This window comes from Skermanella sp. TT6, assembly GCF_016653635.2.
GTDB classification, from domain to species: Bacteria; Pseudomonadota; Alphaproteobacteria; order Azospirillales; family Azospirillaceae; genus Skermanella; species Skermanella cutis.
Genome location: NZ_CP067420.1, coordinates 801431 through 826867 on the forward strand (window position 1 = coordinate 801431; position 25437 = coordinate 826867).

The 25437-nt window shown below is 68.0% G+C and carries 24 protein-coding genes, 1 tRNA gene and 1 other RNA gene; 10 read left to right on the forward strand and 16 right to left on the reverse strand.

Features of this window, described 5'->3' with window-relative positions:
- Positions 1-177: 177 nt before the first annotated feature.
- Complete coding sequence (locus tag IGS68_RS03730; RefSeq protein ID WP_201077416.1) at positions 178-426, forward strand: hypothetical protein; 249 nt, start codon at positions 178-180, stop codon at positions 424-426.
- Positions 427-504: 78 nt separating this feature from the next.
- Here IGS68_RS03730 and IGS68_RS03735 read toward each other — a convergent pair whose 3' ends face one another.
- From IGS68_RS03735 to ssrA, 3 genes are all read right to left on the reverse strand, one after another.
- Positions 505-2061: a hypothetical protein gene (locus tag IGS68_RS03735; RefSeq protein WP_201077417.1), complete on the reverse strand. Its 1557-nt coding sequence runs from the start codon at positions 2059-2061 to the stop codon at positions 505-507.
- Between the two features lie 310 nt (positions 2062-2371).
- On the reverse strand, positions 2372-2878 hold the full coding sequence (locus IGS68_RS03740) for an SspB family protein (RefSeq protein WP_201077418.1): 507 nt from the start codon (positions 2876-2878) through the stop codon (positions 2372-2374).
- A 54-nt stretch (positions 2879-2932) separates the two neighbouring features.
- Positions 2933-3260: a transfer-messenger RNA gene (gene ssrA, locus IGS68_RS03745) on the reverse strand.
- 105 nt (positions 3261-3365) lie between these two features.
- Between ssrA and thyX the strand changes: the two genes are divergently transcribed.
- From thyX to IGS68_RS03765, 4 genes are read left to right on the forward strand one after another with little or no spacing between them, the layout of a single operon-like run.
- Positions 3366-4310, forward strand: a complete 945-nt coding sequence (gene thyX, locus IGS68_RS03750; protein WP_201077419.1) for an FAD-dependent thymidylate synthase — start codon at positions 3366-3368, stop codon at positions 4308-4310.
- 31 nt (positions 4311-4341) lie between these two features.
- A complete protein-coding gene (locus tag IGS68_RS03755) occupies positions 4342-5322 on the forward strand; it encodes an ABC transporter substrate-binding protein (RefSeq protein ID WP_201077420.1) in 981 nt (326 codons plus the stop codon).
- 24 nt (positions 5323-5346) lie between these two features.
- A complete protein-coding gene (locus IGS68_RS03760) occupies positions 5347-6246 on the forward strand; it encodes an ABC transporter permease (RefSeq protein ID WP_201077422.1) in 900 nt (299 codons plus the stop codon).
- Positions 6243-7037, forward strand: coding sequence for an ABC transporter ATP-binding protein (locus tag IGS68_RS03765; RefSeq protein WP_201077424.1), 795 nt, complete (start codon positions 6243-6245; stop codon positions 7035-7037). The genes IGS68_RS03760 and IGS68_RS03765 overlap by 4 nt, the downstream gene beginning before the upstream one ends.
- Before the next feature lie 60 nt (positions 7038-7097).
- On the opposite strand, the gene apbC is transcribed toward IGS68_RS03765, so the two are convergent.
- Positions 7098-8198, reverse strand: a complete 1101-nt coding sequence (apbC, locus tag IGS68_RS03770) for an iron-sulfur cluster carrier protein ApbC (protein ID WP_201077426.1) — start codon at positions 8196-8198, stop codon at positions 7098-7100.
- A gap of 156 nt (positions 8199-8354) precedes the next feature.
- Between apbC and hflK the strand changes: the two genes are divergently transcribed.
- From hflK to IGS68_RS03790, 4 genes are all read left to right on the forward strand, one after another.
- Positions 8355-9548, forward strand: a complete 1194-nt coding sequence (gene hflK / locus IGS68_RS03775; protein ID WP_201077427.1) for an FtsH protease activity modulator HflK — start codon at positions 8355-8357, stop codon at positions 9546-9548.
- A gap of 11 nt (positions 9549-9559) precedes the next feature.
- Entirely contained in the window at positions 9560-10570 is a 1011-nt protein-coding gene (gene hflC / locus IGS68_RS03780) for a protease modulator HflC (RefSeq protein WP_201077429.1), read from the forward strand.
- Positions 10571-10688: 118 nt separating this feature from the next.
- Complete coding sequence (locus IGS68_RS03785) at positions 10689-10877, forward strand: DUF2065 domain-containing protein (RefSeq protein WP_201077431.1); 189 nt, start codon at positions 10689-10691, stop codon at positions 10875-10877.
- 279 nt (positions 10878-11156) lie between these two features.
- The gene (locus IGS68_RS03790) at positions 11157-12677 is read left to right on the forward strand and encodes a DegQ family serine endoprotease (RefSeq protein ID WP_201077433.1); all 1521 of its coding nucleotides are present in this window, start codon (positions 11157-11159) and stop codon (positions 12675-12677) included.
- A 155-nt stretch (positions 12678-12832) separates the two neighbouring features.
- Here the strand turns inward: IGS68_RS03790 and IGS68_RS03795 are convergent, their stop codons facing one another.
- From IGS68_RS03795 to IGS68_RS03835, 9 genes are all read right to left on the reverse strand, one after another.
- On the reverse strand, positions 12833-13087 hold the full coding sequence (locus IGS68_RS03795) for a type II toxin-antitoxin system RelE/ParE family toxin (RefSeq protein ID WP_201077435.1): 255 nt from the start codon (positions 13085-13087) through the stop codon (positions 12833-12835).
- 34 nt (positions 13088-13121) lie between these two features.
- Positions 13122-13376: a hypothetical protein gene (locus IGS68_RS03800; protein WP_201077437.1), complete on the reverse strand. Its 255-nt coding sequence runs from the start codon at positions 13374-13376 to the stop codon at positions 13122-13124.
- 155 nt (positions 13377-13531) lie between these two features.
- A tRNA-Lys gene (locus IGS68_RS03805) sits at positions 13532-13607 on the reverse strand.
- A 125-nt stretch (positions 13608-13732) separates the two neighbouring features.
- Complete coding sequence (rodA, locus tag IGS68_RS03810) at positions 13733-14884, reverse strand: rod shape-determining protein RodA (RefSeq protein WP_201077439.1); 1152 nt, start codon at positions 14882-14884, stop codon at positions 13733-13735.
- The gene (mrdA, locus tag IGS68_RS03815; protein WP_201077441.1) at positions 14881-16788 is read right to left on the reverse strand and encodes a penicillin-binding protein 2; all 1908 of its coding nucleotides are present in this window, start codon (positions 16786-16788) and stop codon (positions 14881-14883) included. Before mrdA ends, rodA begins: the two co-directional genes overlap by 4 nt.
- A 16-nt stretch (positions 16789-16804) precedes the next feature.
- Positions 16805-17317 (reverse strand): rod shape-determining protein MreD, encoded by a 513-nt coding sequence (gene mreD, locus IGS68_RS03820; protein WP_201077443.1) that lies wholly within the window; start codon positions 17315-17317, stop codon positions 16805-16807.
- Positions 17318-17337: 20 nt separating this feature from the next.
- Positions 17338-18222: a rod shape-determining protein MreC gene (gene mreC / locus IGS68_RS03825; RefSeq protein ID WP_201077445.1), complete on the reverse strand. Its 885-nt coding sequence runs from the start codon at positions 18220-18222 to the stop codon at positions 17338-17340.
- A 99-nt stretch (positions 18223-18321) separates the two neighbouring features.
- Positions 18322-19365, reverse strand: coding sequence for a rod shape-determining protein (locus IGS68_RS03830; protein ID WP_158043941.1), 1044 nt, complete (start codon positions 19363-19365; stop codon positions 18322-18324).
- A 144-nt stretch (positions 19366-19509) separates the two neighbouring features.
- Entirely contained in the window at positions 19510-21099 is a 1590-nt protein-coding gene (locus IGS68_RS03835) for a 2-isopropylmalate synthase (RefSeq protein ID WP_201077447.1), read from the reverse strand.
- Positions 21100-22132: 1033 nt separating this feature from the next.
- On the opposite strand from IGS68_RS03835, the gene IGS68_RS03840 reads away from it, so the two are divergent.
- Positions 22133-22774: a sigma-70 family RNA polymerase sigma factor gene (locus tag IGS68_RS03840; RefSeq protein ID WP_201077449.1), complete on the forward strand. Its 642-nt coding sequence runs from the start codon at positions 22133-22135 to the stop codon at positions 22772-22774.
- A gap of 168 nt (positions 22775-22942) precedes the next feature.
- Here the strand turns inward: IGS68_RS03840 and IGS68_RS03845 are convergent, their stop codons facing one another.
- The 3 genes from IGS68_RS03845 to leuD all read right to left on the reverse strand — a co-directional run bounded on the left by IGS68_RS03845 (position 22943) and on the right by leuD (position 25433).
- Positions 22943-23542: a hypothetical protein gene (locus IGS68_RS03845; protein ID WP_201077451.1), complete on the reverse strand. Its 600-nt coding sequence runs from the start codon at positions 23540-23542 to the stop codon at positions 22943-22945.
- Between the two features lie 88 nt (positions 23543-23630).
- Complete coding sequence (gene leuB, locus IGS68_RS03850; RefSeq protein WP_201077453.1) at positions 23631-24743, reverse strand: 3-isopropylmalate dehydrogenase; 1113 nt, start codon at positions 24741-24743, stop codon at positions 23631-23633.
- 78 nt (positions 24744-24821) lie between these two features.
- On the reverse strand, positions 24822-25433 hold the full coding sequence (gene leuD / locus IGS68_RS03855) for a 3-isopropylmalate dehydratase small subunit (RefSeq protein ID WP_201077455.1): 612 nt from the start codon (positions 25431-25433) through the stop codon (positions 24822-24824).
- Positions 25434-25437: the final 4 nt, after the last annotated feature.

Genomic DNA, 25437 nt, shown 5'->3' on the forward strand with positions numbered 1-25437 from the left:
CGCGACTGGACCGGTCATGGAGCCTACCGGCTGACACCACGTGGGGATTCCCGTGGCTGTCCGCGCTCCCGACGGGGTAATCCGCAATTGGCACGCCGCTTGCTCCTTGGGAAGTGCCGGCGGAGAAGCCGCTGAGCCCAGCGATCCACAAAACCTTTCATAGGTCGGGAGATTCACATGAGCACCAATGTTGGTATCGAGCAGAGCGGCAAGGCCGGTGGCGACGCTCTCGGTTACTCGGGTTCGTCCTCGACGGGCCTGGGCGGCAGCGCCAGCGGCATCGCCTCGGCCGGGGGCCTGGGCTTCAACACGGCCGGCGCCTCGGCCACCGGCGGCGACGCCCTCTCCGGCTCGGCCGCCGCGGGCGCGCTCGGCGGCGACGTCAGCGACAACACCCAGATCGGGTCGATCTCCATCAATTCCTGATGGGCGAATCCCGGCTTCCCGGGTTCAGCGAAAGGGGCGCGGCTCGATGGCCGCGCCCTTTTTGCATGGCCTGCCGCACTACGACACGGCGCGGCGGGTGGACGGCCCGGCGGGAGCATAGCCTTCGGCATGGTTCCGCCCGCCGGCCAGCGCCATCTCCTTGAGCCAGCCGGCGGCGCAGATCCACGACACGGCGATGCAGGGCCAGATCGGCACCAGGTACCGGACGCCGCCGACATCGCCCAGGGCGGTCATGGTGATGGTCCCGCCATACAGGATCGCGCAGGAGCCGATCATCTGGATTTCCCAGCCGACCGGCCGGCGCCGGACCATGGTCGCCGCCATGACCAGCGCCGCGCCGATGCCGATGACGTAGAAGCCGTAATAGACCGCCCGGAACGCGATCACCGTCGCGGTGCCGCGCTGCTCCGTGCCGATGCCGACCTCCATCTTCAGCAGCCGCGGCCCCGCCTCGTATTCCCAGCTCTCGTCGCCGTCATAGGGCCACGGGGCCTGACGTTCGACGTCGGCTCGGGCCGCTTCCGCCTCCGAGGCGGTCATGATCGGCGCGAGGGTCACCAGCGCCATGAATTCCCGGAACGAGAGTTCCAGGTAGCCCAGCGGGTCCTTCTCCACGATCGCGCCGGCGATGTCGCGGACATGGAGTTCGCGGTCCCAGCCGTCGGCATGGCCGTGGCGTTCCCGGTAGGTCGGGAACAGGACGCCGAAGCGCAGATAGTTCACGTAGGTCTGCGACACCAGCGTCCGGGCGCGGGGATCCTCCATGCGGTCCAGCCGGGTGACGACCGGCTCCATGATGGCCGCCAGCTCGGCCACTTCGTCCTGGAGCGGCGTCCCGGCGAAGTCGCCGGCATGCTTGGGCGCCAGCAGCATGGCCTTGCCCAGCAGGCCGGTGCCGTGGTTGCTGTTGGTCCCGGTGAAGCCGTGGACCGCATGGTTGACGGCGTTGATGGAGCCGTAGCTGACCAGCGCGGCGACCGCGATGGAGGCTGCCATGCGGATCGGGCCGACCCTCATGGCCAGCCAGGCATAGACCGCCACCACCGCCAGGAAGGGCAGGTATACCTGCCCGGCCGGCCGGATCACGATGTTGAAGACGGCGACCGCGCAGATCACGGCGAACCAGGACAGCTTGCGCGTCCGGTAGAACCGGAGCAGGGCGCCCAGCGCCACCATGGCCGAGGAGGTGATCAGCGATTCGGTGACGGCGATGAAGTTGTAGGTGGTGGTGACGATGTTGCCGTAGAGCAGGACCGTCAGCACCAGGGTCAGCGCCAGCGAGCGCGACGCGCGGAGCACGGTCAGCGCCAGGAAGACGCTGGACGCGAAGTAGAGGGCGGTCTGCACGACGACCGACGTGATCCTGACGTCGCCGATCGCCTGCATCATCACCAGGAACGTCGGGTAGCCGAACACCCGGAGCGGGGAGAAGGCGAGGTAGTCGCGGGTGTCCGCGGCGATCACCTCGCGCTTGCCGGCCAGCAGGTAGGCCATGGCCAGGGTCAGCGCCAGGGCGAGGACGGCGACCGCCACCCGTGCCCAGGGGCTGCGCGCCAGCGCGGCATCCAGGTGCAGGATACGGGTCAGCGGGCTGGGGGTCTCGAAGCGCGGCATGGCGGCTTTCGCGTTTGATTTCCGCACGGGGGCGGAAAAGGGTGCTTCATACGATCTTCATAGTATTCGGCAGTCCTCGCGAGGACTGCCGGTCTATGGGTACCCTCTGCTTCGCTTCAGGGAAAGTCACTTCCCGGAATTCTCAAGGGGTAGTACCGGCGCTTGCATCGCGATATTTGGGGAACAGGACGGATCTTCGCCGTGCCGGGCGATGAAAACGCGAAAGGGGCACCGCTGCTGCGGTGCCCCTTCTTGTCCTCGCGATCATGTCTTCGCAGTCCGGGCCTCGACGCCCAGCCACGGCGCGGCCTTACTTCTTGCGAAAGGAGTCCAAAGCCACGACTTGGCCCATCTTGCCGTCGTCGGCCTGCTTGGCGCCTCCGGCCTTGGCCGCCTGGCGCTCGGCTTCCTCGGTCACTTCCTCCTCGATCTCCTCCATGCTCGTCGGGCCCTCCTGGCTGCTCAGCGGCTGGAACTGGAGCGCGAAGGTGACGGAAGGGTCGGCGAAGGTGGTGATCGCCGCGAACGGGATGATCAGCCGCTCATGCGCGTTGTTGAAGCTCAGCGTCACGCCGAATTTGTCGTCCTCGACCTCCAGCCCGTAGAACTGGTACTGGAGCACGATGGTCATCTCGGAAGGATACTGGCCGCGCAGGTAATCGGGGATCTGGACGCCCGGATCATTGGTGCGGAAGGTCAGGTAGAAATGATGGCTGCCCGGCAGACCGCGTTCGGCCGCCTGGCACAGGGCTTCCCGAACGACACCGCGCAGGGCGTTCTCGACCATCTTGTCGTATCGCAGATACTCGGTTGCCATTACGGGCGCCGCCTCAACCTTAATCAAATCGCTGCCGGACACAGCATCAAATGAAGTGGGGGGCTTCTGTTGCCCGGCGCCCCCCGGACCGCGCTTACCCATGGTCAGGCAGCGAGAGCCATACGGTTGTCGTTGGCACTTGTAAAATCAGCCCGATAACGGCGGTACCATGCCGGGCGAAAATCATGTCTTTACCACGCGCGTCGATCCTGATTCGCCCCCGTAGGTCTGCCCGTCCGGTACCGGCGGACAGTTGGAACTGGTGGAGGCGCCGGGTGCCGCCCCCGGGTCCGCAACGCTTATTCCACATGACGTTTATCGCCATAGCCGGGTGTTGCCCGGCAACTCGAATATAGGCTCTGCGATCGGGAGAATAAAGGGGCGATGTTTCGGGCAGCCGCCCCGGCGTCCGCGGCATACCCGCTCGCTATGGTCTCGGACGGGTCCAGGCGCTAGAGTGCGGCCGTCAACGAACGCCGGAGAAACCATGCCGCTTACCCCGGAACAGCGCGACGAGATCGCCCACCTGCGCAGCGAGGCCGTGCCGACCCGGCGCGCCACCGTGGCCGCGCTGGAGGATATCCTCTACGAGGCATTCCCCGTGCTCGACCACGGTTTCGTGCGCGTGATCGACTACATGGGCGACGATTCGGCGGTGGTCCAGGCAGCCCGGGTATCCTACGGCCGCGGCACCCGGAAAGTCAGCGAGGATGCCGGCCTGATCCGCTACCTGATGCGGCACTGGCATTCGACCCCGTTCGAGATGTGCGAGATCAAGTATCACGTCAAGCTGCCGATCTTCGTGGCGCGGCAGTGGATCCGCCACCGCACGGCCAACGTCAACGAGTACAGCGCGCGCTACTCGATCCTGGACAAGGAGTTCTACGTCCCGGCGCCCGAGCACCTGTCGGCGCAGAGCACCGTCAACCGCCAGGGCCGCGGCGAGGTGCTTCAGGGCGGCGAGGCGGCCCGCGTGATGGACCTGCTGCGCGAGGACAGCGAGCGCGCCTACCGCGGCTATGCCGAGATGCTGAACCAGGACGAGGACGGGGCTCCGCTCGATCCGTCGCGGTCGGGGCTGGCGCGCGAATTGGCGCGGATGAACCTGTCCCTGAACTACTATACGCAATGGTACTGGAAGGTGGATCTGCACAACCTGATGCATTTCCTGCGGCTGCGCGCCGACAGCCATGCCCAGTACGAGATCCGGGCCTACGCCGACATCATGATCGACATCCTGGAGCGATGGGTCCCGCTGACCGCGGACGCCTTCCGGGAATATCGGCTGGGCGGGGCGAACCTGTCCGCGACCGGCCTCGCCATCGTCCGGCGGATGCTCGCTGGCGAGACCGTCGCCCAGGCGGACAGCGGCCTGAGCAAGCGGGAATGGCGTGAACTGATGGAGCAACTCGGCCGTTCCCCGGAGCTTTGAGGGGATAGAAGGTCCCCCAGGAGGAAGCAAGATGAAGATCACCCGCATCGCCGGGGCGGCCTTGGCGCTGGCATGCCTCGGCGCCTGGGCCGTGGCCCCGGCCCAGGCGCAAGTCCAGAGCAAGAGCGTCGCGGTCACCGCGATCGTCGAGCATCCGGCGCTGGACGCCGTCCGCGACGGCGTGCGCGACGAGTTGGCGGAGCAGGGCTGGAAGCCCGGCGACACCCTGCGGTTCGATTACCAGAGCGCCCAGGGCAACCCCGGCACGGCGGTCCAGATCGCGCGGCAGTTCGTCGGGCAGGCGCCCGACGTGATCGTGCCGATCTCGACCCCGTCGGCCCAGGCCGTGGTGTCGGCGGCGCGGGACATCCCGGTCGTGTTCACCGCGGTGACCGATCCGCTCGGCGCCCAGCTCGTCCGCGACCTTTCGAAGCCGGGCCGCAACGTGACCGGGCTGTCGGACCTGTCGCCGGTGGCCGACCACCTGGCGCTGATCCGCGAGATCATGCCGGACGCCAAGCGGCTGGGCTTCCCGTACAATCCGGGGGAGCCGAACTCGGTGACCCTGCTGGAGCTCGTGAAGAAGCTGGCGCCGGACCACGGGTTCTCCATCGTCGAGGCGCCGGCCACCCGCTCGGCCGACGTGCAGGGAGCCGCGCGCGGGCTGGTCGGCCGGGTCGACGCCGTCTACATGCCGACCGACAACACCGTCGTCTCCGCCCTGGAAGCCCTGCTGATCGTGGGCGCGCAGAACAAGCTGCCGGTCTTCACGGCCGACACCGACAGCGTCCAGCGCGGCGCCGTCGCGACCGTGGGCTTCAACTACTACCAGGTCGGCCGCCAGACCGGGCAGATCGTCGCCCGCGTCCTGAAGGGGGAGAACCCCGGCGACATCCCCGTGAAGTCGGCGGAAGGGACGGACCTCTACGTCAATCCCAAGGCCGCGGCGGCGATGGGCATCACCATCCCCGAGGGCGTGCTCGCCCGGGCCAGCAAGGTCGTCGGCCAGTGAGGATTTCGAATCGATGACCCGGGCATGAGCACCGTAGCCCTGATGGGCGCCGCGGAGCTGGGGCTGGTCTTCGCCCTGGTCGCCCTCGGCGTCTTCCTGTCGTTCCGCGTCCTCGACTTTCCCGACCTGACCGTGGACGGCAGCTTCCCGCTGGGAGCCGCCGTCGCCGCGACCCTGATCGTGGCGGGCTGGAACCCGTGGCTCGCCACCGGGACCGCCATGGCGGCGGGGGCGCTGGCCGGGATCGTCACCGCCACCCTGAACGTACGCTTCAGGATCCTGCATCTGCTGGCCAGCATCCTGACCATGATCGCCCTCTTCTCGGTCAACCTGCGGATCATGGGCCGGCCGAACGTCGCGATCATCACCCAGGACACGGTGCTGACGCCGTTCTACGGGCTCGGCCTGTCCGACGCGGTGCTCCGGCCGCTGTTCGTGCTGGTCGTGGTCGCGGCCGTCGTGGCGCTGCTCGCCCGGTTCCTCAACAGCGAGTTCGGCCTCGCCATGCGGGCCACCGGCGTCAACGCCCGGATGGCGCGGGCCCAGGGCGTCTCGACCGACCTGCACATCTATGCCGGGATGGCGCTGAGCAACGCGCTGGTGGCGCTGGCCGGCGCCCTGTTCGCCCAGACCAACGGCTTCGCCGACGTGACCAGCGGCATCGGCACCATCGTGATCGGTCTGGCGGCCGTCATCGTCGGCGAGACGGTGGTGCGCAGCCGGGTGATCCTGTGGGCGCTGGCCGGCTGCGTCGTCGGCTCGATCCTGTACCGCATCGCGATCCAGCTGGCGCTGAACGCCGACTTCATCGGGCTCCAGGCGTCCGACCTGAACCTGGTGACCGCCCTGCTGGTGGCCGGCGCGCTGATCCTGCCGCGCCTGCGCAATCCCCTGCGGGCGGGAAAACAAGGAGCGGCGGGATGATCGAGGTCAGGGACCTGCACGTCACCTTCGGCCGGGGCACGCCGCTGGAGAAGCACGCGCTGCGCGGCATCGACCTGACGATCCCGGGCGGCCAGTTCGTCACCGTCATCGGCTCCAACGGGGCGGGCAAATCCACCGTCCTGGGCGCGCTGGCCGGCGACGTCATCGCCGAGCGCGGCACCGTCGCGATCGACGGCACCGACGTGACCCGCTGGCCCACGCCCCGCCGGGCCGGGCTGGTCGCCCGGGTCTTCCAGGACCCCATGGCGGGCACCTGCGCCACCCTCTCGATCGAGGAGAACATGGCCCTCGCCGCCGCCCGCGGCCGGCGTCGCGGGCTGGGTCCCGCCGTCGGGCAGGGCCAGCGCGCGGGCTTCCGAGACCGCATCGCGGAGCTTGGCCTGGGGCTGGAGAACCGCCTGAAGGACCAGATGGGCCTGCTGTCCGGCGGTCAGCGCCAGGCGGTCAGCCTGCTGATGGCGACGCTGGCGGGATCGCGCATCCTGCTGCTGGACGAGCACACCGCCGCCCTCGACCCCTCGACGGCGGACTTCGTGCTCGACCTGACCCGCCGGATCGTCGCCGGCCACGGCTTGACCACCCTGATGGTCACCCACTCCATGCGCCACGCCCTGGACCACGGCGACCGCACGATCATGCTGCACGAGGGCAGGGTGGTGCTGGACGTCGGCGGCACCGAGCGCGCCGGCCTCGACGTGCCCGACCTGCTGGCGATGTTCAGCCGCGTCCGGGGGCAGCAGCTGGCGGACGACAGCCTGTTGATCGGGTGATTCCGGCCGGGCGATCCACGGACAACCCCGCCTTCCGGCGGGGTTGTCCGTGGATCGTGTTCACTCGATCACGATCTTCGGCGTGCCCCGCTGCGGCCCCGCGACCTTGGACCAGACCCTGGCCGCGATCTCGCGGTAGACCTTGGCGTGCTCGCTGTCGGGGCGGGACATGACGATCGGCTGGCCGTCGTCGCTGGTCTCGCGGATCGCGATGTCCAGCGGGACCTCGCCCAGGAAGTCCATGCCCAGCGCCTCGGCCTCGCGCCGGGCGCCGCCGTGGCTGAAGATGTCCGTGCGGTGGCCGCAGTTGGGGCAGCAGAAATAGCTCATGTTCTCGACGATGCCGAGCACCGGCACGTCGACCCGGCGGAACATGTTCAGCCCCTTGCGGGCGTCGAGCAACGCTATGTCCTGCGGGGTGGAGACGATCACCGCCCCCGCCAGCGGGACCTGCTGCGCCATGGTCAGCTGGGCGTCGCCGGTGCCGGGGGGCATGTCCACCACCAGGATGTCCAGCTCGCCCCAGGCGACGTCGCGCAGCATCTGCTGCAGCGCGCTCTGCACCATCGGCCCGCGCCAGATCATCGGCGTGTCCTCGGCGACCAGGAAGCCCATGGACATCACCTTGATGCCGTAGTTCTCCATCGGCTGGAGCGTCTTGCCGTCGGCCGAGTTGGGCTTGCCGGTGATCGCCATCATGCGCGGCATGCTGGGGCCGTAGATGTCGGCGTCGAGCAACCCGACTCGAAGGCCGTTCGCCTTCAGCCCGAGGGCGAGGTTGACCGACGTGGTGGATTTGCCGACGCCGCCCTTGCCCGACGCGACCGCGACAATGGCGCGCACGCCGGGGACCAGCGCCTTGCCGCCCGCGGCGGGGGCCGCCGCCGGCCTGGAGGGGGCCGCGGGAGCCTCGCGGTGGGCGGTCAGGACCGCCGTCACCGAGGTGATTCCGGGGATCGCCTGCACCGCCTTTTCGGCCGCCTGGCGCAGCGGCTCCAGCTGCGGCCCGCGCTTCGGGTCCACTTCTATCGAAAAGCCGATGTTGGAATCCTTGACGACCAGCCCGGAAATCATGTTCAGACTCACGATGTCCGCCTGCCTGTCGGGATCGATCACGGTCCGCAGTGCGTCTAGTACCTGCGTCTCGGTAACCTGCGCCATGGTTGAAAACTCCGATCTTTTCCCAATATTGGCGGATAACTGTCAGCCCGGACGGCGCCGCGCCTACCGGCCGTTATAAGACCGGACCCGCGGCTTGGAAAGAGCCCGGAGTCCGACGTAAACGCGAGAGAATAAGAGAGAAAGGGACCGAGAGGCATGCCTTGGAGCAATCAGGGAGGGGGCGGTGGTGGCCCCTGGGGTCCGCCGCCCGGCACCGGGGGCGGAAACAACCCGTGGGGCAGGCCCGGCGGGTCCGGCGGCGGCGGTCCCCAACCGCCCGATCTCGAGGATCTGCTCCGCAAGGGACAGGACCGGTTCCGCCGGGTGATGCCGGGTGGGTTCGGCAGCGGCAAGGGGATCGCCATCGCGGCCGCGGTCGTCGTGCTGATCTGGCTGTTCAGCGGCGTCTATCGGGTCGAGGCCGACGAGCAGGGCGTCGTCATGCGGTTCGGCGAATGGGTCCGGACGGAACAGCCCGGCCTGCGCTACCACATCCCGGCCCCGATCGAGACCGCCCTGACGCCCAAGGTCACCCGCGTCAACCGCATCGAGATCGGCTTCCGGTCCGGTGTCGGCGACGGCCGGCGGGCGGGCGGCGATCGCGACGTGGCCGACGAGAGCCTGATGCTCACCGGTGACGAGAACATCATCGACATCGACTTCACCGTCCTGTGGGTGATCAAGGACGCCGGCCAGTACCTGTTCAAGATCCGCGATCCCGAGACCACCGTGAAGAAGGCCGCGGAGAGCGCCATGCGCGAGGTGATCGGGCGCACCGACATCCAGCCGGCCCTGACCGAGGCCCGGCAGGAGATCGAGAACAGCACCCGCCAGCTGCTCCAGACCATGCTCGACGACTACGAGGCGGGCATCGAGATCACCCAGATCCAGCTGCAGAAAGTCGACCCGCCGGCCCCCGTGGTCGACGCCTTCAACGACGTGCAGCGCGCCCGCGCCGACCGCGAGCGGTTGCGGAACGAGGCCGAGGCGTACCGAAACGACATCATCCCGCGCGCCCGAGGCGAGGCCGAGCGGCTGATCCAGGAGGCCTCCGCGTACCGCGAGCAGACCGTCAGCCTGGCCCAGGGTGACGCCCAGCGCTTCCTGTCGGTCTACGACGCCTATTCGGGCGCCCGCGAAGTCACGGCCCGCCGGATGTACCTGGAGACAATGGAGCAGGTCCTGCGCGGCACCAACAAGGTGATCATCGACGGAAACGGCAACGGCGAGAACGGCGGCGCCAATGGCGTCGTGCCCTACCTGCCCCTGACCGAGCTGCAGCGCATGCAGCGGCCCGCGGCGGCGCCGGCTCCCAATTCCGCTCCCGGCCCCACCCGTACGGCGCAGTGAGGAGCTGAGACATGAACAAGAATCTCGCGATCGTCGGCATCGTCGTCGTGGTCCTCGGCATCCTCGCGTCGGCCAGCCTGTTCACCGTCAACGAGACCCAGCAGGCGCTGGTGCTCCAGTTCGGCGAACCGCGCCGGGTCATCCAGGAGCCGGGCCTGAAGGCCAAGGTCCCGTTCATCCAGAACGTGGTCCTGTACGACCGGCGCGTGCTCGACGTCGATCCGCCGGTCGAGCAGGTCATCCTGGCCGACCAGAAGCGCCTCGACGTGGACGCCTTCGCCCGCTACCGGATCACCGATCCCCTGCGCTTCTTCCAGTCCGTCGGGTCCGAGCAGGTGCTGGAGCAGCGGCTGAGCACCGTGGTCGTCTCGGCGCTCCGCCGCGTGCTCGGCAATGTCACCGTGCTGTCGATCCTGTCGGACGAGCGTGCCCGCGTGATGACCGACATCCGCGACCAGGTCAACGGCGAGGCCCAGCGCTTCGGCATCGAGGTGGTGGACGTCCGCATCCGCCGCGCCGACCTGCCGGAGGAGACCAGCCAGTCGATCTTCGCCCGCATGCGGTCGGAACGTGAGCGCGAAGCCGCCGAGTTCCGCGCGCAGGGCCAGGAGCAGGCCCAGCAGATCCGCTCCCGGGCGGAACGCGAGCGGACCGTCATCCTCGCCGAGGCGCAACGCGACGCGCAGGTGCTCCGAGGCGAGGGCGACAACCAGGCGTTCCGAATCATCGCGGAAGCGACCGGCCGCGACGCCGAGTTCTACTCGTTCTACCGGACGCTCCAGGCCTACCGCGACAGCCTGCGCAACGAGGACACCACCATGGTGCTCTCGCCGTCGGGCGATTTCTTCAAGTATTTCGGCAACCTGGCCGGTGCGCCGGCCGGTGCGCCGGGTGCTCCCGGCGGCGCTCCCAACGGCACCCCCGGCGCTGCGGGCGGTCCGCCGGCGGCACAGATCAGCCCGCCGCCTCCGTCTGCCACCCAGGGCGCCGAGAACGTCCAGCCGGGCGGCGCGGCGAACTGACAACCCCGCACGACCCGGGCCGGCACCCACCTGACGGGTGCCGGCCCGTTCCTTCCATGGACTTCCGTCGCGGCGCCGGATCGGCGTGCCGCGGCGCCCTCTCCTTCAAGGCATCGCGTTGACCACTGAACTGCTGACGGCGCTGGCTCTCGTGCTCGTGCTCGAGGGCATCGCCTATGCCCTCTTTCCCGACCTGATGCGCCGCATGCTGGCGATCGCCCTGATGACCCCCGTGGGCCAGTTGCGCATCGCCGGCCTGATCGCGGCGATCAGCGGGGTGGGGCTGGTCTGGCTGTTGCGGGGATGACCGGAGCCGGCGTCCCCGCCGGAGCGCAGATCCTTCGGCCGATGCCCATGCAATGCCTTACTTTCCCACCGCAAGAGCGTTTATTATCCGCGCTGACGGCATGACCCGGACTGGCCGTTGCCGGTCCGCGCGTACATATCGGCTGACACCGGCGATCGGCTGCGGTGCCCCTGGACGGGCGCGCGGCGGCGCGGGCGGTGGCATAATCGAAGCAAGGAGAGAGCTTCCGTGACGAACAGTGCTCGAAGGAATGCCGCAGCGAATGCCGGAGGAGACGCCATGGCGACAGACAGCGGGCGGCGGCGCCCGGCCTGGTTCAGGCCCGCCTTGATCAGGTTCGCCGCCGGACTGCCGGTGATCGCGGCTCTGCTATTCGCCTTCCCCGACATGGCCCACGCCCAGGGCCGCGCGAACGCTCCGGAGAGTTTCGCCGACCTGGCGCAGAAGCTGCTTCCCGCAGTCGTGAACATCTCGACCACGCAGAATATTCCGGAACGCCGCGGCGCCGGCCCGCGCCCCGGCCCCGAGATGCCGCAGTTCCCGCCCGGCTCCCCCTTCGAGGAGTTCTTCCGCGACTTCTTCGACCGCCAGGGGCGCGAGCAGAACGCGCCGCCGCGCCGTGCCACCTCGCTCGGCTCGGGCTTCGTGATCGACGCCGAGGGCCTGGTGGTGACCAACAACCACGTGATCCAGGACGCCGACGAGATCAACGTCATCCTTCAGGACGACACCAACCTGAAGGCCGAGCTGGTCGGCCGGGATCCGAAGACCGACCTGGCGCTGCTGCGCGTCAAGACCGACCGCAAGCTGACGGCGGTCACCTTCGGCGACAGCGACGCGATGCGGGTCGGCGACTGGGTGCTGGCGATCGGCAACCCGTTCGGCCTGGGCGGCAGCGTGACCGCCGGCATCATCTCGGCCCGCGCCCGCGACATCAACGCCGGCCCCTATGACGATTTCCTCCAGACCGACGCCTCGATCAACCGCGGCAACTCCGGCGGTCCCATGTTCAACATGAGGGGCGAGGTGATCGGCATCAACACGGCCATCTTCTCGCCGTCCGGCGGCTCGGTCGGCATCGGCTTCGCGATCCCCTCGACGCTGGCCCGCAGCGTCGTCGCCCAGCTCAAGGATTTCGGCCGCACCCGGCGCGGCTGGCTCGGCGTCCGCATCCAGGGCGTCACGCCCGAGATCGCCGAAAGCCTGGGGCTCCGCTCCGCCACCGGCGCGCTGGTCGCCAGCGTGACCCCGAACGGCCCGGCCGCCGAGGCCGGCATCCAGGCCGGCGACGTCATCCTGACCTTCGACGGCAAGGAAGTGAACGAGATGCGCCGCCTGCCGCGGGTCGTCGCCGAGACCGGCGTGGAGGAACAGGTGCCGGTCAAGCTGTGGCGCCGCGGCCAGGAACAGACGGTCCGGGTCAAGGTCGGCGAACTCGAGGCCGCGGAGGAGTCCGGCATACTGGCCGCGGTCCCCGACGAACCGGCGCCGACCGCTCCGGAGTCCGTCGAGGCGCTGGGCCTGAAGCTGACCGGCATCACGCCCGAGCTGCGCCAGCAGTTCGACATCAACGAGCAGCTTCGCGGCGTCCTGGTCACCGAGGTCGCCGGCAACAGCAGCGCCGCGGAGAAGGACCTGCGTCCCGGCGACGTGATCGTCGAGGTCGGCCAGGAGGAGGTCTCCACGCCCCAGGACGTCGCCGCCAAGGTCAAGGCCGCCAAGGACGCGAACCGCAAGACCGTGCTGCTCCTGATCGACCGCCGCGGCGACCTGCGCTTCGTGGCGCTCAACGTGAGCTGACGCCCAACGCCCTCTTCACGGGGAGGGGCGGCGTCCCGCCGCCCAAGGTGCGCGGGACGCGCACCCTCCCATGGGGGCGGCAAAGCGAGGCATTGCCGGAGGGCGTGATGGCTGGAAGTCGAGGTGGCGCTGGCCGGTCGCTTCCAGCGGGGCCTTCACGATTTGAACAGGTCCGGAAGACTCCGGGCGCCATGCAGGACACGGACGATAAGGACGCCGTCGTCCCGAGAGCGGTAGAAAATCAGGTATTTACCGAACGGGAACATGCGGATTTCCCTGCCTAAATCGTCCCGCTCTCGGCCCAGCAGTGGGCTTTTCGCCAATGTTTTGAATGTTTCGCGCACACCCGAAACGAACTGTTCTGCCATGCGCGGGCTGTCCTTGGCGATGTAAGCACCGCCACCTGCCACGTCCTCGATCGCGCGACGCGAACGGATGGCATCCTTACTCGGCTCTATCGTCGATTATCCGCTGGATCTCGGCGAAGGCTTCGGCCTCGTCCAGAACCTTCCCTGCTTCGAGGTCCGCCAGTCCCTCCCGTACCTTGGCGCGGATTTCAAGGAACTCGGCCGCGTCCTCTGCGGACAGTTTCCGGATATGGACGGCGTAGATCGCCCCTGCCTCTCCACCGTCCAGCGCGGCGGACAGCTCTGGCGGCAACCTGTCTACCGGAAACGCAAGTCTCGCATCTTCCCGCATGACCGACATCTTCCCTGCTCACGGCCGCAGTCTACACAAGCGAGATCCCCTGTGGAACATGCAGCGGATGCCGAACCGGAAGCAGCGACCACGCCGACGGTGACTCGAAAAAGCGAAAGCCCCGGAAAGCGTCGCTTTCCAGGGCCTTCAAAATTTGGTGGGTGCACAAGGACTCGAACCTTGGGCCCGCTGATTAAGAGTCAGCTGCTCTACCAACTGAGCTATGCACCCGCAATGTCCGCCGCAGCGTTCCGTCCGTTTCCGTCCGGTGTTCGGCGACGAGGGGTAGATAGCAAAGCGGACCCCCCTTGTCGATGCCAAAAAACCGCTTCCATGACAGTTTTTTACCAGACCCGTCAAAGCTCTCCGGCCAGCGTCCGGCGGGTGATCCGGACGTCGCGGTGGATATAGACCGACATCACCAGCCCGAAGCCGAACAGCACCGTCAGCATGGCCGTGCCGCCGTAGGAGATCAGGGGCAGGGGGATGCCGACCACGGGGATCAGGCCCATCACCATGGCGATGTTGATGAAGACGTAGAGGAACAGGTTGGTGGAAACGCCCAGGCCCACCAGCCGGCCGAACTGGTTGCGGCAGCGGAGCGCGATGATGACGCCGTAGGCGATCAGAAGACTGTAGAGCAGCAGCAGCCCGGTGCCGCCGATCATGCCCAGTTCCTCCGCCAGCATCGTGAAGATGAAGTCGGTCTGCTTCTCCGGCAGGAAGTTCAGGTGGCTCTGGCTGCCCATCATGTAGCCCTTGCCGACCACGCCGCCTGACCCCAGCGCGATCTTGGACTGGGTGATGTGGTAGCCGGCGCCCAGCGGATCGTTCTCCGGGTTCAGGAAGATAAGCACCCGGTTCTTCTGGTAGTCGTGCAGGAACTGCCACGCGACCGGGATCGAGGCGGCGCCGCCCGCGATGATCACGGCGAACTTCCACAGCCGGACGCCGACCAGGAAGAAGATCGCGCCGCCGACCATCATGACCATCAGCGCGGTACCCAGGTCCGGCTGCTTCATCACCAGCCCGACCGGGGCCAGCACCATCAGCAGCGGCACGATCAGGAAGGTGGGCCGACCGACCTCCTCCAGCGAGGCGGCATGGAAGTAGCGGGCGAGCGCCAGCACGATCGCGATCTTCATGATCTCCGACGGCTGGATCTGGATGATGCCCAGGTCGATCCAGCGCTGCGCCCCCATGCCGATCTCGCCGACGATCTCGACCGCGATCAGCAGCACCAGGGCCACGCCGTAGATCGGATAGGACAGGCGGAGCCACAGCCGCAGGTCGATCAGCCCAACCGCCACCATCACGCAGATGCCCGCGCCGAACCGGACCGCCTGGCGGGAGGCCCAGGGATCGACGCTGCCGTTGGCCGCCGAATAGAGCATGGCCCAGCCGACCGAGGCGATGGCCGTCAGCAGCAGGATCAGCTTCCAATTGATCTGCCACAGCTTTTCGCCCAGCGTCAGTTCCGGCTGGTGGCCCAGGAAGTCGCCGTTCATCCGCCGATCCTCCCCGGCTTGTCCCCCGGAGCCGGCTGGGCCGGCTCCGCCGCCGGGACCGCGCTGGAGACCTGGGGCACGCCCCGCGCGCTGTCGCGGCGCTGGACCTCCAGCAGGATGTCGCGGGCGATCGGCGCCGCCACCGCCGAGCCGCCGCCGCCATGCTCGACGATGACGGCGCAGGCGTAGCGCGGCGCGTGCAGCGGCGCGAAGCCGACGAACAGCGCGTGGTCGCGCTGGCGCCACGGCAGCTGCTCGTTCTTCAGGACGCCGGTGCTGCGTTCCGCCATGGTGATGCGGCGGACCTGGCTGGTCCCCGTCTTGCCGCCCATCTCGAAGCCGGCCTCGGCTATGCGCATCTTGTAGGCGGTGCCGCCCGGCTGGTTCATCACGGCGTTCATGCCCTGGAGCACCAGGTCCAGGTGGCCCTTGTTGACACCCAGGGAAGGCCAGGCGGTCTGTTCCGCCGGTCCGCGCTCGATCTGCTTGGTCAGGTGCGGCTTGACCGCGAAGCCGCCGTTGACCAGCCGGGACAGCATCACCGCGAGCTGCAGCGGGGTCGCCAGCACATAGCCCTGGCCGATTGCGGCGATCAGCGACTCCCCCTGGGTCCAGGACTTGCCCAGGTTGGCCTGCTTCCACTCCCGGCTGGGGATCAGTCCCGGCCGCTCGCTGGGCAGGTCGAGCTGGGTCCGCTGGCCCATGCCGAAGCGCTTCGCCATGTCGTGGATGCGGTCGATGCCGATCCGGCGCGCCAGGTCGTAGAAGAAGGTATCGCAGGAATGCTTGAGCGCGCCGACCAGGTCCAGCGTGCCGTGCCCGCCCTTCTTCCAGCAATGGAAGCGGTGGTCGCCCAGGTCCATGTGGCCGGGGCAGAACACCGTATGGCGCGGCCCGACGATGCCGCTGTCCAGCGCCGCCAGCGCCACCAGCATCTTGAAGGTGGAGCCGGGCGCGTACTGACCGGCGACCACCTTGTTGGTCAGCGGGGTCGTCGGGTCGGACAGCAGGTCCTCCCAGGCCTCCGCGTTGATGCCCGTCGTGAACAGGTTGGGGTCGTAGCTGGGATTCGACGCCATGGAGTAGATGCCGCCGGTATGCACGTCCATCACGACGGCCGCGGCGCTCTTCTCCTCCTTCAGCCGATCCTGGGCGTATTGCTGCAGGCCGATGTCGATGGTCAGCGTGAGGTCGCGGCCGGGCTGGCCCTCCTGGCGCGACAGCTCGCGGATCACCCGGCCGACCGCGTTGACCTCCAACTGGCTGGTGCCCGCGACGCCGCGCAGGCTGGCGTCGTGGAACTTCTCCATGCCCGACTTGCCGATGCGGAAGCCGGGCAGCGCCAGGACCGGATCGCCGTTCAGCTCGGATTCCGACACGGCGCCGACATAGCCCAGGAAATGGGCGGTCGCGGCTTCGTAGGGATAGCTGCGCAGTTCGCCGACCTCGATCGAGACGCCGGGCAGGTCGGGGGCGTTCACCTCGATCATGGTGACCTGATCCCAGGTCAGGTTCTCCTTCACCGTGACCGGCACGAAGGCGCGCTTGCGCTGGATCTCGCGGGTGATGCGGCGCCAGTCCGCCTCGGTCAGCGGCACGATCTCCGAGATCAGCGTCAGCATGCGGTCGATCTTGCGCGCCTGCTCCGACACCATGACCACGCGGAAATTCTGCTGGTTCACCGCCAGCGGCACGCCGAACCGGTCCAGCACCTGGCCGCGCGACGGGGCGAGCAGGCGCATGTTGATCCGGTTCTCTTCCGCCAGCACCGTGTATCGGTCGGACTCCAGCACCTGCAGGTAATACATCCGGGCGACCAGCGTCGACAGCAGGCCGGCCTGCATGCCGCCCAGCATCAGGGCCCGCCGGGTCAGGCTGCGGTATCTATCGGTATCGCGCTCCATGGCGGCAAGGACCTCGTCAGGCCTGGAGAAAGGCGCGGTGGATGCGGATGAACAGCCAGCCGAACAGCGGGAACACCGCCACCGTCATGGTCGACTGCATCAGGGCAGAGTTGGGCGACAGCAGCCGCAGGTTCAGGATCGACCAGGCGAGCCAGCCGACCAGGCCGGCGCCGAAGGCCACCAGCGCGAACCCGAACCACAGCATCGCGAAGGACGTCCCCAGGAAGAAACGCCGCTGGGTCAGCACCACCCAGTAGACCAGCACATGGATCAGCGGCGTCATCCCCAGCGGGGTTCCGCTCAGCAGGTCCTGGAGCAGGCCCAGGCCGAACGCCATGCTGGGGCGCAGCAGGTCGGGCCGGTGGATCACCCAGTAATAGACCGCCATCAGCGGCAGCATGGGGGCCACCGGGGCATAGTTGGGCAGGTGCAGGGGCACCATCCCGACCAGCATCAGGGCCGCCGTGATCGACAGGGGCGCCATGTTGCGCCCCGTCTGGTCGATCCTGCTCCAGAAGCCGCCGGTCATGGGCAAGGGTCCCGCCGGCGTCAGTTCAGGCCGCCGGCGGCGTCCGCCGGGGCATTGGCGCCAAGGCCGCCGGACAGCCCGAAATTGACCAGCTGGACATGCTCGACCCGCCCGGGATCGACGAAGGGCTGCACCCGGATCGCGCTCTCGCCCACCTCCGCGACCAGCCCGACCGGCAGCCCCGGCGGGAACATGCCGCCATGCCCCGAGGTCACCACCCTGTCGCCGACCGCCGGCGCGGTGTCGCCCGGCAGATAGAGCAGGCGCGGCGTCCCGGAATTGTCGCCGCCCATCACGGCGCGCTGGCGCGACGGCTCGATCACCACCGGGATGCGCGAGTTGAGGTCCGTGATCAGCAGGACGCGCGACGACCATTCCCCCGCCTGGACCACGCGGCCCATCAATCCCCGGCCGGACACGGCGGCCTGGCCGGGCCTGACGCCGTCGCGCCGGCCGGCGGTGACGACGACGGTGCGGACGAAGGCGCCGCCGGGATCGGCGACGACCCGGGCCGTGATGTAGGAGGCGGCCAGTTCGGGCTTGTAGTTCAGCAGGCTGCGCAGGCTGCGGTTCTCGGCGTCGAGCCGCTGGGCCGCCTGCTGCCACTGCAGCAGCGCCGCGTTCTCCTGCCGGAGCCGCTCGTTCTCACCGCGCAGGTTGACGATCTCGTGCAGGCTCTCGACGAAATGGGCCGCCGTCGCCGCGGGGCGGGAGATCGCGTCCAGGATCGGGGCGAAGGCATCGGTCACCCGGACCCGCAGCCCGTCCACCAGCACGGTGTCGACCTTGCCGACCATCATCAGGGCTATGGCGGCGAACACCAGGAGAAGGAAGGAGAATCGCTGGGCCAGCGCGCGCAGGGGTGCGGCGAGACGAACCACGGATCCGGTGGCACGTGTCTTCACGGGGCCTTTCCTGTGCTCTGCGGGGCTGAAAGCCGGATGTCAGGAGGTTGCACGGGCGGCAGCCCTCCTGGAGGGAGTGTGCCGCGCCGATTATGAATATCAGGAGTACATCTGGATGAGAACGTGCTTAAGCGTCTTCATCTCTTCGAGAGCCCGGCCCGTGCCGAGCGCCACGCAGGACAGCGGATCGTCGGCGATGGAGACCGGAAGGCCCGTCGCGTGGCGCAGCACATAATCCAGGTTGCTGAGCAGGGCGCCGCCGCCGGTCAGCACGATGCCCTTGTCCACGATGTCGGCGGCCAGTTCCGGCGCCGTGTGCTCCAGGGCCACCTTCACCGCCTCGATGATGGCGCTGACCGGCTCGGACAGGGATTCCGCGATCTGGCGCTCGCTGATGATCAGTTCCTTGGGCACGCCGTTCATCAGGTCGCGGCCCTTGATCTCCATGATCCGGCCCTCGCCGTCCTCGGGCGGGCAGGCGGAGCCGATCTCCTTCTTGATCCGCTCGGCCGAGCTCTCGCCGACCAGCAGGTTGTGGTTGCGGCGGATATAGCCGATGATCGCCTCGTCCATCTTGTCGCCGCCGACGCGGACCGAGCGGGAATAGACGATGCCGCCCAGCGACAGCACGGCGACCTCGGTCGTACCGCCGCCGATATCGACGACCATGCTGCCGGTCGGTTCGGTCACCGGCAGGCCCGCGCCGATCGCGGCTGCCATCGGCTCCTCGATCAGGAAGACCCGGCGGGCGCCGGCCGACTCGGCCGACTCCTGGATCGCGCGCCGCTCGACCGCGGTGGAGCCCGACGGCACGCAGATGATCACCTGCGGGCTCGCGAAGCTGCGGCGGTTGTGCACCTTGCGGATGAAGTGCTTGATCATCTCCTCGGCGACTTCGAAGTCGGCGATGACGCCGTCCCGCAGCGGCCGGATCGCCTGGATGTTGCCGGGCGTGCGGCCCAGCATCATCTTGGCCTCGTCGCCGACCGCGAGCACCTGCTTCTTGCCGCGGATGGTGGCGATGGCGACGACCGACGGCTCGTTCAGGACGATTCCCCGCCCCTTGACGTACACGAGGGTGTTGGCCGTACCCAGGTCGATCGCCATGTCGGCCGACAGGACGCCGAGCAATTTGGAAAACATGGAGTTGATTAACTCTTCATCCGGTTGACGCGGCCCATCCGAGACAACGGCGGCTCATTGGCGAGCCGCCGTCGGAGGTAATCTGGATGGAGGCTCGAGGGCACGAACCACCATCCGTTTGAATAGAGCAACGCCGCAAACCACTCAAGCGGAGAGTGCCTCGGGCGCCGTTTTCTGACGCTTGGTCAGCAACTTGTTCAGGGCGTGGACATAGGCGCGGCAGCTCGCCACCAGGGTGTCGGTGTCGGCGCCCTGGCCGTTGACCGTCTTGCCGTTCTCCTCCAGCCGGACGGTCACTTCCGCCTGCGCGTCGGTGCCCTCGGTCACGGCGTGGACCTGGTACAGCTGCAGCCTGGCCTCGTGGGGGAACAGCGCCGAGATCGCGTTGAAGGTGGCATCCACCGGGCCGGACCCGGTCGCGACCGTGCTCACGGCCTCGCCGTCGATCTCCAGCTCCAGCTCGGCCCGCTGGGGACCCTTGGAGCCGGCGACCACCATCAGCGAGACGAAGCGGATCCGCTCGTTGGTGCTGCCGATGCTGTCGTCGACCAGCGCTATGATGTCCTCGTCGAAGACGTCCTTCTTCTTGTCCGCCAAGTCCTTGAAGCGGACGAAGGTCTCCTCGATGGCGTTGTCGCCCAGCGCGTAGCCCAGGTCCTTCAGCTTGGCCCGGAAGGCGGCGCGGCCGGAATGCTTGCCCATGACCAGGGTCGAGCGGTTCAGGCCAACCGATTCCGGGGTCATGATCTCGTAGGTCTGGGCGTTCTTCAGCATCCCGTCCTGGTGGATGCCGGACTCATGGGCGAAGGCGTTCTTGCCGACGATCGCCTTGTTCGGCTGGACCACGAAGCCGGTCACCGCCGATACCAGGCGGGACGCCGTCATGATCTGCTCGGTCTGGATGCCTGTGGTGTAGGGCAGGGCGTCGGCGCGGGTGCGCAGCGCCATGACGATCTCCTCCAGCGCGGCGTTGCCGGCGCGCTCGCCCAGGCCATTGATCGTGCATTCGATCTGCCGGGCGCCGGCGGTGACGCCGGCCAGCGAGTTGGCGACCGCCAACCCTAAGTCGTTGTGGCAATGGACCGAGAAGATCGCCTTGTCGGCATTGGGCACCCGGTTGATCAGCATCGTGAACAGGGCGCCGTATTCCTCCGGCACGCCGTAGCCGACGGTGTCGGGGATGTTGATCGTGGTGGCGCCCGCCTTGATCGCGGTCTCGACGCAGCGGCACAGGAAGTCGTGCTCGGTGCGCGAGCCGTCCTCGGCGCTCCATTCCACGTCCTCCACATGGTTGCGGGCGTGGGTGACGCTGTCCCAGACGGCCTGCAGCACCTTCTCCGGCTCCATCTGCAGCTTGTACTTCATGTGCAGCGGGCTGGTGGAGATGAAGGTGTGGATGCGCTTGCGCTCGGCGAACTGCAGGGCCTCGGCGGCGCGGTCGATGTCGCGGCGGTTGGCGCGCGACAGTCCGGCGATGACCGAGTTGCGGACGACCTTGCCGATCTCGCGCACGGCCTCGAAGTCGCCGTTGGAGGCGATCGGGAATCCGGCCTCGATCACGTCCACGCCCATCTCCTCCAGCACGCGGGCGATGCGCAGCTTCTCCTCCAGGTTCATGGAGGCGCCGGGCGACTGCTCGCCGTCGCGCAGGGTGGTGTCGAAGATGATGACGCGGCCGGCGTCGGAAGGGGAGGGGGCGGCGTTGACGGGGGTCTGGTCGGTGGCGGCGGTCATGGAACTGGATCCTTCTGTGCTTACCGGTGCCCGCGGCCCCCTTGACGGGACCGGACTGCGGGCAGGACCGATATCAATGATGCGACGGTGATGGATGGCGCGAGCGCCATGATCCCCCTGAACACCTGTCAATGACGACGGCGGCGCTCAGGGGCGCATAAGTCGCAGAAGGAGAGCCCCATGCAGCCCACGGGCAGACAGCAGCGCTTCCGGCAGGGGCAGGGAACCGCCCGTGCTGGCGATGGCCGGAGCACGCGCACCGATCCGGTCCCCGCGGGGGGCCTTCATGATGTCGGACGTGCGAGCCTGCGTAATCACCAGTTTCTACCTTCGGTCAATCGGTCCGCACCGCCGGGGTGCCGGGACCGGCTGCTGGTGCCAAGGTGGCGCCGGTATGGTTAAATTTGCGTTAAGGCGTCTGGCCGGCTATCGTGTCCGACCAAGGCCCCAGGCCCGGTATGTCTAAAGCAAGGGGCGGGTGTCCCGCAACCGTTTTCCGCCTGATTTGCTGGATGCCACGGGACATTCCGGACAGGGGTCCCGGCATCGGGGACAGGTCGAGGACAGGCCAAGGGCTGGATCGTGATATTAAAATGGCTACAAAGCGTCAGAATATGACGTTGGGGGTAGCGTTTTGTTTCTTAAAGATAGGTCGTGTTGCGGGCCAGGGGGCTTATATCCTAGAGGTAACGTCGACGCCCCGGTGATCCGGTTCCGGCAGGTCCTGCAGGATGTAAACCGATGATGACGAAGGAAATCACGCGGTCTACGCCGCGATCTTTCGAAGCCGGAATTTTTTGCGGGTCGCGGGAACAAAGTGGCGTCCAAAGGTTTTACTGCCTAGGAGTTCGTGTGTTTGGCGCGCCGCAGGCGTCCAGCCGCGGGACCGGGCGGTGGTTCACCCAAACAGGCCGGCGCTGCCGTCTCGGGACGGCGGCCGGCTGGTCAGGAAGTGGAATAATGGTGTTGCGCTCAACCATCCCATCCTTGCTCAACAGCGCGAAGTCGGAAATGTCCGGGGAGGCTGTCACCCATGTCTGAAAACACGCTTGACCGGTTGGAACAGGAAATTCCCGCTCTGCGCCGTTTCGCGCGGGCTCTGGTCGGCCACCCCGAGCGGGCCGACGATCTTGTCCAGGACACCCTCGAGCGGGCGCTGACCCGCCTGGACAGCTACACGCCGGGCACCAACATGCGCGCCTGGCTGTTCACCATTCTCCGCAACGCCCATATCAACGAGCTGCGCCGCGCCCGCACCACCGCGACGCCGGACGAGACGCTGGAGGCGCTGAGCCCGCCGGCGCCGGCCGCCCAGGAGCACGGCCTCGCCGTCCGCGACCTGGAGCGGGCCCTGGCCCGGCTGACCCCGGAAATGCGTGAAGTGCTTCTCCTCATCGGCCTCGAGGGCATGAGCTACGAGGAAGCGGCCGACGTGCTGGGCGCCAAGGTCGGCACCGTCAAGTCGCGCCTCTGCCGCGGCCGCGAGGCGCTCCGCCGCCTGATGGACGGCGAAGTGGGCGAGGACGGCGTGACCCGGTTGCCCGGCCGCCCGCTGACCCCCGCCACCAGCCGCGAGATGGCCGCCGTCGTCCTGGCCTTCCAGCGCTCGGCCGCCGCCGCCGCGCGGACCGTGCATTCGGGCATGGAATTCGAGGAACGCCGCACCGGGACCTGATCCCGTATCGGACGAAGACCGGAAAGGCCGCCGTCCCGCAAGGGACGGCGGCCTTTTCTTTCTGGCTCTGTCGGCAGGCAGGATTGCAGGTTCAGGACGACGGTTCGGCGATTTGACGCCCCGCCGGCGCCGGACGACAAGGTGGTCACCACGACAGCACCCCCGGCTTCAAGCCTCGTAAGCAGGGCGGCAGGGCCTCGAAGCGATGCTTGGCGGCGGCGTTGAAGGTGGCTGAGCGGTTTCCGACCATGTCGAACCGCTCCGGTCCCGCCTGCCGAGCGTCGCGAGTCGTGCCAGGATCGCGCGCACGCGCTCTCGAATATCGTCGCATTTGCACAGGATTAGCAGTACCGCGCCGTTGGGCGACGGGCTGTCGGGCAGCGGGCCGGCGTCGAAGTCGGCGATGTAGCGGACCTCGAAGCGGAAGTTCAGGCTGGGATGGAAGATGCCGGCGGGCTCGTCGGACCGGCGCTCGCCGAGGCGCAGCACGAGCTGGGTGACCGGCGCGTTGCCGTAGCGTTCGGAGATCAGGCCGTCATGCTCGTACATCCGCCAGACGATGTCCGGGGAGGAGCCTGATTCCAGTTCCAGGTGAAGGACGCCGCCGGCCAGCTCGGCCACCATGTCGGGGTGGCGCAGGCGGATGCTGGCGAACTCGGTCGAAACGAAGCGCTCGACGCCGGTGCCGGTCAGGATGCGCGGCAGGGCCGGGGTGCCGGTCCAGACCAGCGCCTTGATAGTCGCATCGCAACGTGGCCCACGAGCCATCACGCGACGGTCGATGCGGCGCGGTGACGCGAGGCGTTTCGGGATACCGGGAAGCACGGGCCGGGGTCGGCCCGCGCTTCGGCTTGGGTCAGGCGGCGATCCGCTCCAGGACGCGGACGATCGAGTCACCCATCACCGACGTGGAGCAGCGGGCCATGCCCGGCGCCATGATGTCGGAGGTGCGGGTGCCGCCGTTCAGCACGGTCTGGACCGCCTGCTCGATCAGGTCGGCATCCTCGTTCATGTCGAACGAGTAGCGCAGCATCATGGCGAAGCTGAGCAGCGTGGCGATCGGGTTGGCGAGGTCGCGGCCGGCGATGTCCGGGGCGGAGCCGTGGACCGGCTCGTACAGGGCGCGGCGGCGGCCGGTGTCGTCGGGGGCGCCCAGCGAGGCCGAGGGAAGCATGCCGAGCGAGCCGGTCATCATCGCCGCCTCGTCCGACAGCATGTCGCCGAACAGGTTGTCCGTGACGATGACGTCGAACTGCTTGGGGTTCTTGATCAGCTGCATGGCGCAGTTGTCGGCGTACATGTGCGACAGCTCGACGTCGGAATATTCGGCCTTGTGCAGGGCGGTCACCTCCTGGCGCCACAGCAGGCCGGATTCCATCACGTTGGCCTTTTCGACCGAGCAGACCTTGTTCTGCCGCTTGCGCGCCAGCTCGAAGGCGACGCGGGCGACGCGGTGGATCTCGGACGTGGTGTAGACCTGGGTGTTGACGCCGCGGCGCTGGCCGTCGGGCAGGTCCTCGATCCCGCGGGGCTCGCCGAAATAGACGCCGCCGGTCAGCTCCCGGACGATCATCAGGTCGAGGCCGCGGACGATGTCCGCCTTGAGGGTCGAGGCGTCCACCAGAGCGTCGAACACGATCGCCGGGCGCAGGTTGGCGAACAGGCCCAGCTCCTTGCGCAGGCGCAGCAGCCCGGCCTCGGGGCGCTTGTCGAAGCCGATATTGTCCCACTTGGGGCCGCCGACGGCGCCCAGCAGCACGGCATCCACGCCCATGGCATCGGCCATGGTCTCGTCGGAAATGGGAACGCCGTAATGGTCGATGGCGATGCCGCCGACCAGGCCTTCCTGCACGTCGAACGTCACTCGCCTGCGACGGTCCATCCAGTCGATCACACGCCGCACCTGGCGCATCACTTCCGGGCCGATACCATCACCGGGCAGTATCAGCAGCTTCTTGTTGGCGGACATCGCGTGTTCACTCCATGGATTATCTGTCGGGAAGCTTTGTAGTGCGCCGCGGCGCTCCTGAAAAGCTCCCCTGATGCGCTATGCCCACAACCAGGGTTGCGTGCCGCGCTGCGATGTCTCGTAAGTGTCGATCGAGCCCGCGTGCTCCAGCGTCAGGCCGATGTCGTCCAGGCCGTTGAGCAGGCAGTGCTTCCGGAAGGGATCGACGTCGAACCGGACCTTGCCGCCGTCGGGGCCGGTGATCTCCTGCTTCTCCAGGTCCACCGTGACGACGGCGTTGGAGCCGCGCTCGGCGTCGTCCATCAGCAGGTCCACCTGCTCCTGCGGCAGGACGATCGGCAGGATGCCGTTCTTGAAGCAGTTGTTGTAGAAGATGTCCGCGAAGCTGGGGGCGATGACGCAGCGGATGCCGAAATCGGCCAGCGCCCAGGGGGCGTGCTCGCGCGAGGAGCCGCAGCCGAAATTGTCGCCGGCGACCAGGATCTTCGCCTGGCGGTAGGCCGGCTTGTTGAGGACGAAGTCGGGCTTCTCCTCCCCTTCCGGGGTGTAGCGCATCTCGTCGAACAGGTGCTTGCCCAGGCCGGTCCGCTTGATCGTCTTGAGGAACTGCTTGGGGATCAGCATGTCGGTATCGACGTTGATGATCGGCAGGGGGGCCGCGACCCCGGTCAGCGTGGTGAATTTTTCCATGATG